This is a genomic window from Endozoicomonas sp. ALB032 (assembly GCF_049310125.1).
Classification (GTDB): Bacteria; Pseudomonadota; Gammaproteobacteria; order Pseudomonadales; family Endozoicomonadaceae; genus Endozoicomonas_A.
Genome location: NZ_JBLYNW010000001.1, coordinates 2,618,902 through 2,634,443, shown reverse-complemented (window position 1 = coordinate 2,634,443; position 15,542 = coordinate 2,618,902). Strand labels below are relative to the sequence as shown.

The 15,542-nt window shown below is 49.4% G+C and carries 12 protein-coding genes; 10 read left to right on the top strand and 2 right to left on the bottom strand.

All coding sequences use genetic code 11. From position 1 onward, the window contains the following. Window positions 1-52 precede the first annotated feature (52 nt). Window positions 53-1,195, bottom strand: a complete 1,143-nt coding sequence (gene phnW, locus ACO6VG_RS09635; RefSeq protein WP_422473653.1) for a 2-aminoethylphosphonate--pyruvate transaminase — start codon at window positions 1,193-1,195, stop codon at window positions 53-55. 284 nt (window positions 1,196-1,479) lie between these two features. Between phnW and phnR the strand changes: the two genes are divergently transcribed. From phnR to ACO6VG_RS09595, 8 genes are all read left to right on the top strand, one after another. Then, the gene (gene phnR, locus ACO6VG_RS09630) at window positions 1,480-2,205 is read left to right on the top strand and encodes a phosphonate utilization transcriptional regulator PhnR (protein ID WP_422136731.1); all 726 of its coding nucleotides are present in this window, start codon (window positions 1,480-1,482) and stop codon (window positions 2,203-2,205) included. Window positions 2,206-2,304: 99 nt separating this feature from the next. After that, window positions 2,305-2,973: a phosphonatase-like hydrolase gene (locus tag ACO6VG_RS09625; RefSeq protein ID WP_422473651.1), complete on the top strand. Its 669-nt coding sequence runs from the start codon at window positions 2,305-2,307 to the stop codon at window positions 2,971-2,973. 16 nt (window positions 2,974-2,989) lie between these two features. Next, window positions 2,990-4,123 carry a TIGR03364 family FAD-dependent oxidoreductase gene (locus tag ACO6VG_RS09620; protein WP_422136729.1) on the top strand — a complete coding sequence of 378 codons (1,134 nt, stop codon included), beginning with the start codon at window positions 2,990-2,992 and terminating at the stop codon, window positions 4,121-4,123. A 298-nt stretch (window positions 4,124-4,421) separates the two neighbouring features. Then, window positions 4,422-4,889 (top strand): DUF29 domain-containing protein, encoded by a 468-nt coding sequence (locus tag ACO6VG_RS09615; protein ID WP_422136728.1) that lies wholly within the window; start codon window positions 4,422-4,424, stop codon window positions 4,887-4,889. Beyond that, entirely contained in the window at window positions 4,882-5,370 is a 489-nt protein-coding gene (locus ACO6VG_RS09610) for a DUF29 domain-containing protein (protein ID WP_422442145.1), read from the top strand. Before ACO6VG_RS09615 ends, ACO6VG_RS09610 begins: the two co-directional genes overlap by 8 nt. Window positions 5,371-5,619: 249 nt before the next feature. Next, on the top strand, window positions 5,620-6,642 hold the full coding sequence (locus tag ACO6VG_RS09605; RefSeq protein WP_422139794.1) for a putative 2-aminoethylphosphonate ABC transporter substrate-binding protein: 1,023 nt from the start codon (window positions 5,620-5,622) through the stop codon (window positions 6,640-6,642). 87 nt (window positions 6,643-6,729) lie between these two features. Beyond that, window positions 6,730-7,788 carry a putative 2-aminoethylphosphonate ABC transporter ATP-binding protein gene (locus ACO6VG_RS09600; protein ID WP_422136725.1) on the top strand — a complete coding sequence of 353 codons (1,059 nt, stop codon included), beginning with the start codon at window positions 6,730-6,732 and terminating at the stop codon, window positions 7,786-7,788. Beyond that, complete coding sequence (locus ACO6VG_RS09595; RefSeq protein WP_422473648.1) at window positions 7,754-9,532, top strand: putative 2-aminoethylphosphonate ABC transporter permease subunit; 1,779 nt, start codon at window positions 7,754-7,756, stop codon at window positions 9,530-9,532. Before ACO6VG_RS09600 ends, ACO6VG_RS09595 begins: the two co-directional genes overlap by 35 nt. A 92-nt stretch (window positions 9,533-9,624) precedes the next feature. Here ACO6VG_RS09595 and ACO6VG_RS09590 read toward each other — a convergent pair whose 3' ends face one another. Continuing rightward, window positions 9,625-10,419 (bottom strand): DUF1028 domain-containing protein, encoded by a 795-nt coding sequence (locus ACO6VG_RS09590; RefSeq protein WP_422413194.1) that lies wholly within the window; start codon window positions 10,417-10,419, stop codon window positions 9,625-9,627. Between the two features lie 131 nt (window positions 10,420-10,550). On the opposite strand from ACO6VG_RS09590, the gene rep reads away from it, so the two are divergent. Beyond that, window positions 10,551-12,563, top strand: coding sequence for a DNA helicase Rep (gene rep / locus ACO6VG_RS09585; RefSeq protein WP_422473646.1), 2,013 nt, complete (start codon window positions 10,551-10,553; stop codon window positions 12,561-12,563). A 170-nt stretch (window positions 12,564-12,733) separates the two neighbouring features. After that, entirely contained in the window at window positions 12,734-15,508 is a 2,775-nt protein-coding gene (locus ACO6VG_RS09580) for a hypothetical protein (protein WP_422473644.1), read from the top strand. The last annotated feature ends 34 nt before the right edge of the window (window positions 15,509-15,542 follow it).

Sequence of the window (15,542 nt, the reverse complement as noted above, 5' to 3'; positions counted from 1 at the left end):
GGCAGATCATCTATCAGTCAGCGCTTACTTTCAGGTTCACACCCTGACAGTATTACTGTTCCTGCCAGTACATGCTTTCGGAAACGGCTTTAATCAATCGGCTGATGTCTTCCGGATACACTTCCCCGATATTGCCAATTCTGAAACAGTCAGCATCAGAGACTTTACCGGGATAAATGACGAAACCTTTCCCTTTCAGCTGCTCATAAAAGCGGAGGAATTCATAATCGGGGTGCTCGGGGGAGTAAAATGAAGTTATAAACGGAGAGTGCAGTTCAGTGTCTAACAGGCACCGGAAGCCCAGCTCACTCATACCCTGGACGAGCAAACGCTGATTGCTGGCGTAGCGCTTGTGACGGGCAGCAATGCCCCCCTCTTCAATCAACTCTGCCAGGGCTTGATGGAAAGCCCTTACGGTGTGGGTGGGGGAAGTAAAACGCCACTTACCGTGATTCTTTTCCATGCATTGCCACTGATCATAGAGGTCCAGAGACAGAGAGCGGGCCAGGCCTTTGCATTGGGACAAAAGAGTACGACGAGCTATAACAAAGCCAAAACCGGGTACGCCCTGAATACACTTGTTGGCAGAGCTGATCAGAAAATCAATACCCAGCCCGGCAAGGTCAATCGGCACACCGCCGAAGCTGCTCATGGCATCAACAATCAGAATACAGTCGTGTTTCTTCACCACCTGTGCGACTGCTTCAACAGGGTTCAGCATGCCTGTTGTGGTTTCACAATGAACAATGGCGACATGAGTGATGGCTTTATCTTCAGAGAGTACCTGATCAATTTCCCCCGGCGTCGGCGGATTAATCTCACCACAATTCAGAACACTGTGGGGAATATTCAGATACTCGGCAATCCGGGCAATACGGGCACCGTAAGCCCCATTGTTAATGACCAGTAATTTCCCTTCATCAGAGATAACCGACCCGACGGTTGCTTCTACCGAAGCAGTACCACTACCCTGCATGAGAACGGCGGTGTAGTCATCAGTATCCGAGGCCAGTTTAATCAGCTGACTGCGGATCTCTTCAACCACGCCAAGGTTGTAATCATCGTCCCAGGTACACCAGTCACGCAGCATCGCTTCTCGGACACTGGCAGAGGTTGAGAGGGGTCCCGGAGTCAACAGAAGATAAGGATTTTCCAGGCTCTTTTCTTTCACAGTGGGCACTTCTTTTGTAGACATGACTTTAATGAGACACCTGTAGAAACAGAAATTTCAATCGTCTGGTATATACCAATTGGTACAAAATCATGATGGAGACACTTTTTTCTGTAAATACCCAGCGACCACTCTTCATAAAAATTTCACATTCATACCAGTCTGGAAACAACAGCTAAAAGAGCTCCCCCCAACGTCAGTCAAGCAAATAGTTAATTGTCATAAAAGCGATCATTTAATTGTCATAAAAGCCGTTTAGTATGGTCTATACCAGTTGAAAATCCATTGACCCTTAGAGAATAGTATTTATGGGACAGGGAAAAAATCAGTATCAAATCATTCGCACGGCCCTGAACGAGCAGATAGAAAGCGGGGCATTAAAACCGGGAAGCAAGCTACCCTCGGAGCGATTGCTGAGTGAAAAATTCGGTACCACCCGCATTACTCTCAGAGAGTCATTGTCATCACTGGAAGCCGACGGACTGGTCTATCGCGAAGATCGCAGAGGCTGGTTTGTTTCTCCGCAAAGAGTGACCTATGACCCTACGGTGAATGCTAACTTTCATACCATCGTTACCCGCCAGGGCAGAGTACCCGGTACCCGGATGATCCATGCTGAACGGGTACCAGCACCGCCCAGGGTTCAAAAGCTACTTCAGATCCCAGCTCTGACCCCTGTGTATCGGCTGCAACGCCTTCGTTCAGTGGATGGGCGAAATGTCCTCTACGTTGAAAATTACATGAACCCTGCCTACTTCCCGGATCTGCTCAAGCATGATCTGTCTCGATCACTCTCCGATATCTATCAGGAGCATTATAACCGCCAGTATGCCCGGGTCAGTTTCAGGTTGTACCCGGTAGGCCTGAATGCCGAGGCTTCTTTGCACCTCAAGGTCACCACGGGCAGTTCCGGTTTGTTGGTTGAGCGAACAAACTACGATCAATCGAATGTCTTGATTGACTGTGACTTTGAGTATTGGCGGCAGGATGCGGTGGTTATAGCCGCTGACACCACTGTGAGCCCCATGACTTGAGAGTCATTAATACCTGCTGGTGCCAATGGTATGAGCCATTTTCTTACTGAACGTCCAAACCCTTTAATTTCCGAATCTGAAAAATGAGAAGAGGTCACAATGAACAAAATTCAACTCGCGGTTTTTGATATGGCTGGTACTACGGTCAATGAAGACAACGTCGTTTACAAAACCGTTCAGAAGAGTCTTGTCGACGCAGGCTACGATTTCACTCTGGACGAAGTCCTTGAGCATGGCGCAGGCAAAGAGAAGCATCAGGCCATAAAAGATACCCTGTCGTCCAAAGGCTTTGACCACTCGGACTCGGAACAAATCTTCCAGTCCTTTAAAAAACAACTGACACGGGCCTATGAAGAACTGGCAGTCACCTCTTTTGACGGCGTCCCCGAACTTTTGAAAGAGCTGCGGGCAAGAGGCATCAAAGTCGCACTCAACACCGGCTATAGCCACCAGGTAGCAACAGGCCTGCTGAAAAAGATGAACTGGCTGCCCGGGGTCGAATTCGACACCCTGATCACTGCGGATGATGTAACAAACGGCAGACCAGCACCGGACATGATTGAGCTGGCCATGGAGAAAACCGGTATTCACGACAGTTCACAGGTACTTAAAGCCGGAGATTCAGCCATTGACATCGAGGAAGGAAAAAACGCCCACTGCGGTATCACGGTTGGCGTGACTACAGGCGCCCAGACCCGGGAGCAACTGGCAACAGCCGCTCCAACGCTGGTGCTCGACAGCCTGGCCGATATCCTTAAGCACATTTGAACACAGGGAGACACCTTTGAAATACGATTTAATGGTTGTCGGTGCAGGTATTCTTGGCACTTTTCACGCCTTCGCTGCTGCGAAGCGGGGGTATAAGGTACTGCTGGTTGAAAAAGACAGTCAACCGGTACAGGCCACCGTCAGAAACTTTGGCATGGTTGTTCCATCCGGCATGACAGCAGACCTGCTGCCGACCGCCCTGGACTCTCTGAGCATTTATCAGACCCTGCAAGATCAGTTTGATATTTCAGCCCGAAGAAATGGCAGCTGGTATATAGCCTCCGATGACCAGGAGTTGGCCATGTTGCAAGAGCTACACCAACGAAATCAGCAAACGGGCTACCCTTCATCACTGCTAAGTATTGACGAGGTTATACGTGCCAATCCTGCCGTCAAGAAAAGTTATGCAAAAGGTGCCTTGTACTTCCCGGAGGAATTCAGTGTTAACCCCCTGCAACTGATTTACCGCATCATTGAGTTTATTCAGCAGGAATACACCGTTGAATACCGACCCAACACCCAAATCATCAGCATGGAAACCGGGCAGGATGAAGTCATCAGTATGGATTCAGCTGGTGAGCAATACCGGGCTTCAAAAGCGATAGTCTGTAACGGGCATGATTTCAAAACCCTGTTTCCATCACGCTTTCTCAACAGTGATATTGAGCTGGTCAAGCTCCAAATGATGCGTACCAAACCACTGAAGAGCGTCAGTCTCAATGGCAATTTGCTTTCGGGCAGGACTATCAGACGCTATGAGAGCTTTCGCAACTTGCCTTCCTGGAGTGCCGGAGAAAAAGACTCAGAGCTGGATAAGTACGGGATACATATTCTGTTCAAACAGGAGCTTGACGGGTCCATCATCATTGGCGACTCACACGAGTACGCCGATGCCCGCGAGGCAGAGAAACTCTCCTTCACAATGAATCAATCCATCAATGAACGGATGCTGACAGAAGCCAGAAACATTGTTGAGCTTCCTTGCTGGGATATCGCGGAATATTGGGCAGGTTATTATTGCCAGAGTAAAACCGATCACTACTACCAGGATGATATAGACGACAAAATTCATTTTCTCACGGCCATCGGTGGCAAGGGCATGACCCTGGCTCCCGGCATTGCAGAAAAGAATATTGAAAACATCCTTTGACATCCTCCCTGTCGTAAAGAGGGTGTCGCACAACTCCAAAAACTCGTTCCCGTGCTGGTCCTTGGGAACCAGAGTTTTGCGACACCCTATTAAAGTACGGGGTTTTACGCTCATTCGATAAATCTTTCAGCAAACCCATCATTTCTTTGCGATATTGACGGTTCTCCCTGGCATCAATGACCAAATTGACCAGCCCAAAACCACGGGCAAAGCCCCGGCAAAAGCATCTGTGCTTTAGCAATTCATTTTGATTCCCCTATGTTATTTGCCTACAGTGGTAGGGCAATGGAGGTGATTTATGGAAAACTTGTATGACACTGATTTCTACACATGGTCTTATCGACAAGCCGAGCTTATCAGGCAAGGCCGTTTCGATGAACTTGATATGGACAACCTGGTCGAGGAAGTTGAGGACATGGGTAGAGCCCGTTATCGTTCAGTACAGAGCCGTTTGTCTCAATTACTCATGCACTCGCTTAAATGGCAGATGCAGCGTAAAAAAAATGATTTGCATGAGATGGATCAATGGTTCCGAAGCTGGTCAACCAGTATCAGTAAACAACGTATTGCCATTGAGCATGAGCTTGAAGAAAATCCCGCTCTCAATAGTAAACTGGACGAGATTTTGCCAAAAGCCTATCAGTACGCCCGAAAGCTTGCTGCCAACGAGATGCAGTGCAGACCCGACGCTTTCCCGTCTGAGTGCCCATGGACCTATGACGAAATCATGGAAGATGGCTGGCTGCCGGAGGCTGATGATGACTGATTTATACAAAACCGACTACACCGCCTGGCTAAGCCAGCAACGGGAGCTGCTGGCTCAGCGACAATTTCACAAACTCGACATTGACAATCTGTTGGAGGCGATGGAGTACGAAATGGGCAGTACCAGAGATACTCTTGAGTCTCATTTATCGGTATTGGTTTTACATCTTCTCAAATACGATTATCAGAAACGCATTCTGAAAGATTTGTGGGTAGAGGATAAGGTTGTCCAGACGTGGATGCCAAGTATCTACAATTCCAGAGCAGCGATTGAAAAGCAAATTTCAAAACACCCTCATTTACAGCCCATGATCGTGGAGTTATTGGCGGGTGCATATTCCGATGCTTGTCGGCAAGCAGTTAAGCAGATGAACAATTACGCTCGCAGTGAAAGCCAGAAGCTGAGCAAAAAAAGCTTTCCCGGCCAATGCCCATGGACCTTTGAACAGATCACAGATGACGACTGGCTGCCCGGCGACTAAAGCAGCGCAGCAGCCCCAATCCCCGCCACCGTAATAATGGTGCCAAAGACCCCGCCCTGGTTCTGGGCACTCTGCCGAACCGCCGCCTGATTGCACAGCCTCCGACGACCAGGAGTTGGCCATGTTGCAGGAAGCTGTCACAGAGTCGAAAAAGATCTGTAATATTTTAGTCATTTCTCTCTCGTAGAATCGCGATATCCCTTCTGGTCTTAGCCAGAACAAAATGATTATCCGACTGGAGAGAGCTCCATGAAAAAACACCTGACAGCCCTGACCCTGGCAACAACTTCAATTTTCAGCGCTTCATCTTTCGCTGCATCTCCTGTGGAATTGACGGTTTATACTGCTTTTGAGACCGACATTCTGAATCGCTACAAGAAAGCCTTTGAGCAGGATAATCCCGATATCAGCATCAAATGGGTACGGGACTCTACCGGTATCATGACCGCTAAACTGCTGGCAGAAAAAGATAACAGCAGGGCAGACGTCGTATGGGGTCTGGCCGGTTCCAGCATGGCACTGCTGAAGGACGAAGGCGTACTGGGCACCTACAAGCCCAGAGGTCTGGATCAAATCAAGACTCAGCTGGTTGATCCTGATGCCGCTAAAGCCTGGTTTGGCAACCAGGCCTATTTCAATGTCATTTGCTACAACGAAGCGGTAGCCGCAGCCAAAAAACTGCCCAAGCCTCAATCCTGGCAAGACCTGCTTGATCCGGTCTATCAGGGCCAGATTGCCATGCCTAACCCGGCCTCTTCCGGCACTGGCTATATGCAGGTTTCCGCCTGGCTGCAGAGCATGGGTGAAGACAAAGGCTGGGCCTATATGGATAAGCTGAACAACAACATGTCCCAATACACTCACTCAGGTTCCAAGCCCTGTGTTCAGGCTGCCATGGGTGAAGTGGCTATTGGTATTTCCATGGCAGTTCGTGGAGCTCAACTGAAAAGCCAGGGCGCGCCACTGGATCTGATTCTGCCAAAAGGTGGCATTGGCTGGGATGTGGAGTCAGTGGGTCTGGTTGCAGGTACCGACAAGGCTGCAGCTGCAAAAAAACTGATCGACTGGTCTCTCAGCCAGGAAGCGAATGAGCATTATGTAGAGGCTTACCCCGTTGTCGGTCACAAAGACGTCCGTAAAGAAGTACCTAACTATCCAGATGTAGAAAGCGCCATGGTGGATCTGGACTTTGGTGAAATGGCCAGTGAGCGTGAGACTGTACTTGCTGAGTGGTCCAAGCGTTTCGATCATATGTCCGAACCCAAGTCGTGATATCACACTAGTTACACAGAAAGTGCCGTTTATTCCCCAACGGGAATAAACGGCTTTTCAGGTTTGGAGCTTTAGGAAGTTAACGCTATGAAACCCTTTCTCACCATCGAAAACCTGGGGAAACGCTTCGGCGATTTCACCGCTCTCAAAGAGATTTCCCTGTCCGTTAATAAGGGTGAATTCATCTGTTTTCTCGGCCCCTCGGGTTGCGGAAAGACGACGCTGTTGAGAATGATTGCCGGATTGGAAGCCTGTAAACAGGGAGAGATCTGGCAGGATGGCACCAACATAACAGCACTCCCACCTGAACAAAGAGACTTCGGCATTGTCTTTCAATCCTATGCCCTGTTCCCCAACCTGAGTGTTTCAGAAAATATCGGTTTTGGTTTGAAAAACCAGGGTCAATCCAAACGTGAAGTTGAGGACAGCGTGAACCAATGGCTGGATATTATCGGCCTGCAGGATTCCGGCCTCAAATTTCCCTCTCAGCTTTCTGGCGGTCAACAACAGCGTGTAGCACTAGCAAGGGCTCTGGCACTCTCTCCGGGGTTGTTGTTGCTCGATGAACCCCTCTCGGCCCTGGATGCCAAAGTCAGAATCAAGTTGCGGGAAACGATCTGTAAGCTGCAAAGAAAACTGGGCATTACCACCATTATGGTGACCCATGACCAGGAAGAAGCCATGGCTATGGCTGATCGCATCGTGGTGATGAATCACGGAAACATAGAACAGATAGGCACACCGGAAGAAATTTACAAACAGCCAGCCTCTCGCTTCGTTGCTGAATTTGTTGGCGCCATGAACTTTCTGGAAGGTGATACCAACAAAAAGAATCAGGTCGTACTGGCCAACCAGCCACTCTCTCTGCCAGTGACTGAGTCAACAACGAGAAAAGTGATTCTGGGGATTCGTCCGGAAGACCTGAGCTTCAGTGAAGGTCAGTCTGCTTTGCCAGTCAGTGTTGAAAGTCTGGAGTTTCAGGGCTCCTTTGTTCGTGCAGAGTGCAGCCCTGTTGGCTGGAGCAGTGAGCGACTGATTAAAGTCGATGTACCTGTCCACCAGCTGGCTGGCCTTAAGCTGGAACCGGGGAGCCAGAATCGGTTGTCCCTGAGTGAAAAACATATCCATGTCTTCCCTGCAGCATGATGAGCCCGCTTTAAATATGAGTCTATCTACACACACCCCAGCGGATGCAAACTCTCCAGCACTGGGCCGGAAGCCTCTGCTGCCAGCCATCAGCAGGGATCAATGGATTCTTGGGCTGGTCATCGGAGCGGTTGCTCTCTATCTGATCATTTCACTGCTTCTGCCACTCCTGGCCATGCTGGCAAGAAGCGTTCAGGACAGCAGTGGGACGTTTATTGGTCTGAGTTACTTTGCTGAGTATCTTGGCAACCCGGCCCTGAGTCATTCCATTGGCAACACGCTGAAAGTCGGTGTTATTGTTACGACAATAGTCGTTAGCTTGTCATTCCTGTTTGCTTACGGACTGACACGAACCCAGATGCCTTTGAAACCGCTCTTCAAAGTAATGGGCATGTTACCCATACTGGCACCTTCCCTATTGCCTGCCATCAGTATGATTTATCTGTTTGGTAATCAGGGGGTGGCTGTAGACCTGCTGTTTGGTCACTCTATTTATGGTCTGCCCGGTATTGTTATGGGTCTGGCTTTCTGGACCTTTCCCCATGCACTGCTAATTCTTACCACGGCGCTTTCAACATCCGACGCCAGACTCTATGAAGCAGCTCGCTCCATGGGTACCTCTCCATTCAGAACGTTTACAACAGTCACGCTTCCAGCTGCCAAGTTTGGTTTGATCAGCACGGTCACTGTCGTATTCACCCTGGTCGTAACCGACTTTGGTGTCCCGAAAGTGATTGGTGGCCAATATAACGTACTGGCTACCGACATCTATAAACAGGTCGCCGGTCAGCAGAACTTTGCCATGGGCGCTGTCATCAGTGTGCTTTTGCTGATACCCGCTCTATTGGCTTTTGTGATTGATCACAGAGTGCAGAAAAAACAGAAGGAATTGTTTGGCGCTCGCTCAGTCAATTTCCAGCCCGAGCGAAACCCCGTGAAGGACAGCATTTTCTTCCTGCTCTGTAGCCTGGTCTCTCTGGCCATTTTGGCCGTGGTGGGCATGGCGATTTATGGCTCATTGGTCACTTTCTGGCCCTGGAATATGGAGCTATCCTGGAACAACTATCAGTTTGAAAGGTTCAGTGCCAATGGCTGGGAACCCTATTTCAACTCTCTGGAAATGGCGTTCTATACGGCTATTGCCGGAACCCTGATTATTTTCATTACCGCTTACAATGTGGAAAAAAGTAAGTTACCCCCCATACTAAGGCACTTTATCCACATTATGGCCATGTTGCCGATGGCAGTACCCGGTATGGTGCTGGGTCTGGGTTATATCTTCTTCTTTAATCAGGCCGGTAATCCGCTGGGTATACTCTATGGAACCATGGCTATTCTGGTTATCAACACCGTGGCCCACTATTTCACTGTCGGGCACCTGACGGCATTGACCGCTCTGAAGAAGTTACCCGCCGAGATCGAACAGGTAGCCGCATCACTCAAGATTCCACAGTATAAAGCTTTCCTGAAAGTATCCCTGCCGGTCTGCACGCCTGCTTTGCTGGATATAGCGATCTACCTTTTCGTCAACGCCCTGACCACCACGTCGGCTGTTGTTTTCCTTTACTCCACGGATACTATGCTGGCTTCCGTTTCTGTAATGAATATGGAAGATGCCGGACAAACAGGCCCGGCCGCAGCCATGGCGGTTTTGATTCTGGCAACCGCAGCCTGCGTCAAGATAGCTCATATGACGTTGGGTAAATTGCTATTGAACAGAACCCAGAAGTGGAAGCACTCCTGAAGCACTCAAAACTCGCTGGTCTGTGGGAACGTGATTGATTCGTTCCCACGATGAAGCATGGGAAGCAGAATATTTTTACGACGGGGAGGATATCAAAGGTCTTGATGCACCTGCTTCCCGGAAATAGATGCTTTCCATTTGTCAAACTGAGCCTGAAGCTCATTGATCGGATCGACACCTGCGGGAACGGACGCTACGCCCAAATCGACGTAGTAGTTCTCTTCGGTGTCATCAGGTCGGGCAACCACCAAAAAAGAGAATAATGAGGAAACCCCTTTAGAAGAACAGCGGCGATCGGCACCAGCAAAATTAGCGCCCTGTATGGCGGCCATGAGTTTATCAGCCAGACTGCCCTGGGTACCGTTAAAACTATCTTCCATATTATCCAATACTGCTTCATGTAATAGAGAATTTCCCAGAATCACATAATGGTTTCCCGTACGATGTCCATCTGCAATAAAGACATCTTCTCCCGTAAAAGCAGCAGACCGTGGATGATTGGCAGCATCAAAATCGACAATGCCGTACTGCCGGGCGGATGGGAATTGATCCACGTCATTGGCCTTTAGCCAGCGAATGATTTGCTCGGGACTCATACCCTCATCCATCTTTTTGCTGGCATTTTGCTGATTGACTTCGTGGTAAAAAGCCTGACTCACGATGACACCTTTGCCCGGATGCAGTCGTGATAAAAAATCGGCTTCCGTACGCTGGAAGGCGCTTAGAGGAGAACAGGTTGCCCCGGCAGCCCCAACTTCTCTGGTAACAGGGTCAACGGCAACAATAGAAAAAGTACCCTGAGCAGTTAAAGAGACTGACAGCAGTGACAGCACACTGAAAATAAAACGAAATTTCATAGGCTCAAAAACCACTTGAATTTTTGTCATTGTTATATTGATCCTGTGACCAGAATGGTGCCAGAGAGCCTTTATGTCAATTTTAAAACAGACAACGGTACAGCCAGATTCCTGATATACTGATCCTCTCAGCTCAAGACACAACACCAAAGCGACCCCCCGTGCACAGACTCAACGACCGACAGGCCGAAGCCGTCAAATACATTGATACCCCTTTGCTGGTTCTGGCCGGTGCGGGCAGTGGCAAAACCAGTGTGATCACCACCAAAATCGCTTACCTGATTCAGGAATGTGGTATCAATGCCCGCAATATCATTGCCGTGACCTTCACCAACAAGGCCGCACGGGAAATGAAAGAGCGTGTCGGCAGACTGGTCAAGGGCAGGGCCTCCTACGGCTTGACGGTTTCAACCTTTCACAACCTGGGGCTCAACCTGATCCGCAAAGAATGCAAGACGCTGGGATACAAGCCGGGCTTTTCCATTTTTGATGCCCAGGATGCCCACGCTCTGATAGGCGAATTGATGCAGCGGGAAATGGGATCAGACGAAGAGAGCGTTGATGCCGTCCAGCACATGATCTCCAACTGGAAGAATGACCTGATTCTGCCCCCACAGGCCATGGCCAATGCCCGTCAGCCCAACGAGCAACTCGCTGCTCGGGTTTATGAACATTATAACCGCACGTTAAAAGCCTTTAATGCGGTCGATTTTGATGATTTGATTCTGCAACCGGTCATGTTGTTCCGTGAGCATCCGGAAGTTCTGGAGCGCTGGCAGAACAAAACCCACTATGTGCTGGTCGACGAATATCAGGATACCAATGGTGCTCAGTATGAGTTGATCAGTCGACTGGTAGGAGACCGGGGCAAACTCACCGTGGTAGGTGACGATGATCAGTCCATTTACGCCTGGCGTGGTGCCCGTCCTGAAAACCTGGCACTGCTCAAGGACGATTATCCTTCGTTAAGAGTTATCAAGCTCGAGCAGAATTACCGCTCCACCAGCCGTATCCTGAAAGCGGCCAATACCCTGATTGCCAATAATCCCCACGTGTTTGAAAAAACGCTGTGGAGCGAACTGGGCATGGGGGAGACTATTCGGGTTATTCGATGCCGTAATGACGAGATGGAATGTGAACGCATTGCTACCGAAATACTGACCCAGAAACTAAAAAACGGTACCCACTGGAAAGATTACGCGGTGCTGTATCGAGGCAACTTCCAGTCTCGCTTGCTGGAAATGAAGCTTCAGCATCATCAAATTCCTTACCGCATCAATGGCGGCACTTCATTCTTCGCCCGCGCTGAAGTCAAAGACATGATGGCTTATCTCCGACTGCTGGTGAATCAGGATGATGACAACGCCTTCCTGCGTGTTGTCAACATCCCCCGTCGGGAGATAGGCCCTGCTACGTTGGAAAAACTGGGCAATTACGCCGGTACTCACAACCTGAGTTTGTACGCTGCCTCGCAGGAAATGGGTCTTCAGGAAGACCTGTCGCCCAAGTATGTCGAGAAGCTACGCAACTTTACCCAGTGGCTGGATTCGGTATCCCGCCGCTGCCAGACCGATGAAGACCCCATTGCCGCCATCCGTGAAATGATTAACGACTGCGACTATGAAAACTGGCTGATGCAGACCACAGCAACGCCTGCAGGGGCAGAGAAACGCATGGGCAATGTCTGGTTCCTGATTGACTCACTGCAACAGACTCTCGAAAGAGGCGACGAAGATGCTACGGTTGAAGATGCCATCGCCCGACTGATTCTCAGAGATATGATGGAACGGCAGGAAGAGGAAGAAGATAACGACAAGGTACAACTGTTAACGCTTCATGCTTCCAAGGGGCTTGAGTACCCCTATGTATTCATGATGGGTATGGAAGAGGACCTTCTGCCCCACCGTACCAGCATTGAAGAAGACAATATTGAAGAAGAACGACGACTGACTTACGTCGGCATCACCCGCGCCAGAAAGACTTTGACCATGACGCTGGCAGGGCAGCGAAAGCAGTACGGTGAAATCATTGATACCACACCCAGTCGTTTCCTCGACGAACTGCCACAGGAAGACCTGGAATATACAGGATTCGGCGAGAAGGCCAGTAAGGAACAGAATGCCCTGACCGGTAATGCAGCTCTGGCGATGTTACGCAGCCGGTTGAGCGACTGAATAGCAACAGCAGCCCGCCTTAAAAACCATTCGGATTTTTCTTCTGCCAGCTTCAAGGCGACTCTGACCCAGTCAATGGGGTGCCTGGAATCTTTCTGCATGATGACGCCCCGTAGTCTATACATACAGACTCGAGTGGTTGTTATCATTATTCTTATCGCAGTACCCGTATGAATAGAAGCCTGACTGTCGGTGAAAGATCGTCTTTGCTATTAGTGTCGCTTGTCGCCTGTTTTCCGGACTGCAGCAGTTGGGCTGACACTGTCGAGCTGAACAATAATAATTTCAATCAATACCTGAATGCTGACCATCCGGTCAAAGGTGACTATCAGTTAACCAGTAATATTGACCTGAGCCAATTTCTCTGGAAACCCATCGGCAATGCGTCCGTTCCGTTTTCTCTCACTCTGAATGGCAACGGCCACGTTATTTCCGGACTCAAGGTTTCAACTTCAACCGATAACACGACCTCAGGCTTTTTCGGGTCACTGCAAAACAGCACCATCAGGCAGATCCTGCTTAAAGAGCCAAAAGTGACCAGTACCGGATTTACAAGCCCGGCAGGTGCCCTTGTGGGAGAGTTGAAAGGCAGCAGGATTGAAGAAGTAGTCAATTATGACGGAGCCATCAAGACCATTGGTTCTCTCAGTCATGCCGGAGGTGTAGCGGGCAGTGTTACTGATAGCATTATACACGACAGCGTAAACACCGGAACCGTTATCACGACCGCAGATGCCAGCGCAGGCGGTATCGCCGGATTGGCGGTTCAGGCATCGTCCCTGTCAAATAACCTGAATACCGGAAAAATAGCCTCCAGAAATTTATATGCCTCACCTGCCGGTGGCATTGTCGGAGCTCTGAGAAACAACAGCATTGCTAACAACAATGTCAATACCGGTGAAGTTAATGTTGGCTTTAGCCAATTTTCCGGGGGGGTTGCAGGAGAAGCACAAACAGCCAAGGTATTACATAACCTCAACACTGGAAAAATATCTTCAGATTATTCGAGAGCCTACTCCAGGTTAGTTGGAAGCGTAAGTGGAAGCAGTGGCGGAATAGTGGGGCATGCTTGCGGGCAAACCCTGGTCAGCAAAAATCTCAATACGGGTAGCATTTCTACAAAGCGTTGGCGTACCTACGCAGGTGGAATAGCAGGAGACGTGATCAACGCGCCTGTTGTTCAAAATGTCAATGTCGGAACTGTCAGGACTCACGGCAATCAGGCATCTGCCGGAGGAATTACCGGGGAAGCGGTTGGTACAAGCGTTCAGGACAACCTGAATGCCGGAGCAGTCATAACGAAAGGCGTTAATGGCCACGTAGGTGGTATTACCGGGGCTGCGGCCCACTTGGCCTCAGTTTACAATAATGTCAATACGGGGCGGGTTGAGGCACAACAGGGAGCGTGGTCCTATGTCAGTCCTGCAGCCGCAAGAGTGTACCGGGCAGGTCCTATTGAGCATAACCTGGATACTTTCACAAAGTACCAATGGACCAGTGAGACATTCAGTGGACGTAATAAAGGTGTCGTAAGACTATCGAAAAGTGCTCTCAAATCAAACCTGACCGGATTGAACAGCAAGCTCTGGAATGCCGGTAATGAATCGCAGCTGCCGATGCTCAAAGGCATTAACATCCCCTACCGTGAGCTGGCCCGAATAAGTGGTAACAAATTCCCAACAGCTCTGAGTGAGTTTGCAGACCCCGGTGGTCTTTCAAATGCCACCTCTTTTAATCCTGATGTCTGGAACGCTCGGGATGGTTACTTACCCTTTCTACACGTTTTCTCCAAATCACAAGCCTTATTAGCCGGGATTGACTGCACACAAGAAGGATTTGACTGCAGTACAGACAATGACATCTCGCAGACTCCAACATCCACACAGCCTTTGCCACCCCATTCGCCCGGCCTCTCAAGTCAATGCCCGCCACCAGAAGGCACACCGCTCTTGCAAGCCTATGACCCGGAAAACCAGCATATATACGTTGTGATTAAGGCTGAACCGTCTTCTGAATCGGCTCCTGGAGGTATAATTCTGGCACGCTATAAGGGCCCTGAACTGGATCAACAATTTGGTTTGTGCGGCATTGTGACTTATACAACCTCTAGCCCCCACGCCAAAATACTGAGCTCATACCCGTCTCTGTCAGCAAAGGTTATTCACAAAACCACAGGCTCTTCCCTCAATATTATTGCAACAACAAAGTCAGGAAAAACGACCCTGTTCGAGTTCCCGTTAACGGCCAACCAGAGATACCGATTGCAATTCAACGTAAAACTAAATCCCGCTGCTGCTTCTGAAAACGATGATAAAAAGTTGATAACCGCCAGTAACATTGACACGGTCAACTCTCGGCTGGACATCCTGATACAAAAAGACCAGACCTACGTTGCCACATTCAGTCCCGGAGAAGAGAAACTTTCTATTCGTCGGTTTGCCGCTGACAGTGGAGAAATGGATAGTACTTTTATTATTGATGACTGGATTGATTTTTCTTCCCGCTCCCCGGATTCACCTACAACCGTCAGGCTGATGACAACGGAAGATTATCTGCACGCCATTATTTACAACAGCGATGGACAACTGTCTGTATTTACTTATGAAGATCAGGTCAACGTCCATCGTTTTGACACCAGATTTAAACCTGCGGCAGCAGAGTCTATGCGCCTGGTATTTGTAGGCAATAAAGCTTACCTGGCCATTGAAAACCCTGATACTGAGGAAGGCGGTCGGCAGGTTCAGATGCAAGAAATCTCTCTGGGCATTGAAAACTTCAATCGTCAAAAACCCTGTGTCGCATTACGGTCTTCGGAATCGTCTGCGGTGATTTCTGACTGGCGGACTGAGCTTATTGCAGCAGGCGCTGTAGTGGCTACTACGGCGGTTGCAGTCATCCTTATCATTAACAAGTTTAAAAGGTCAGGAATGCGAACACGTAAGTAGCGACCCTGAGAAAACGGGCAAATACAAAGTCAGT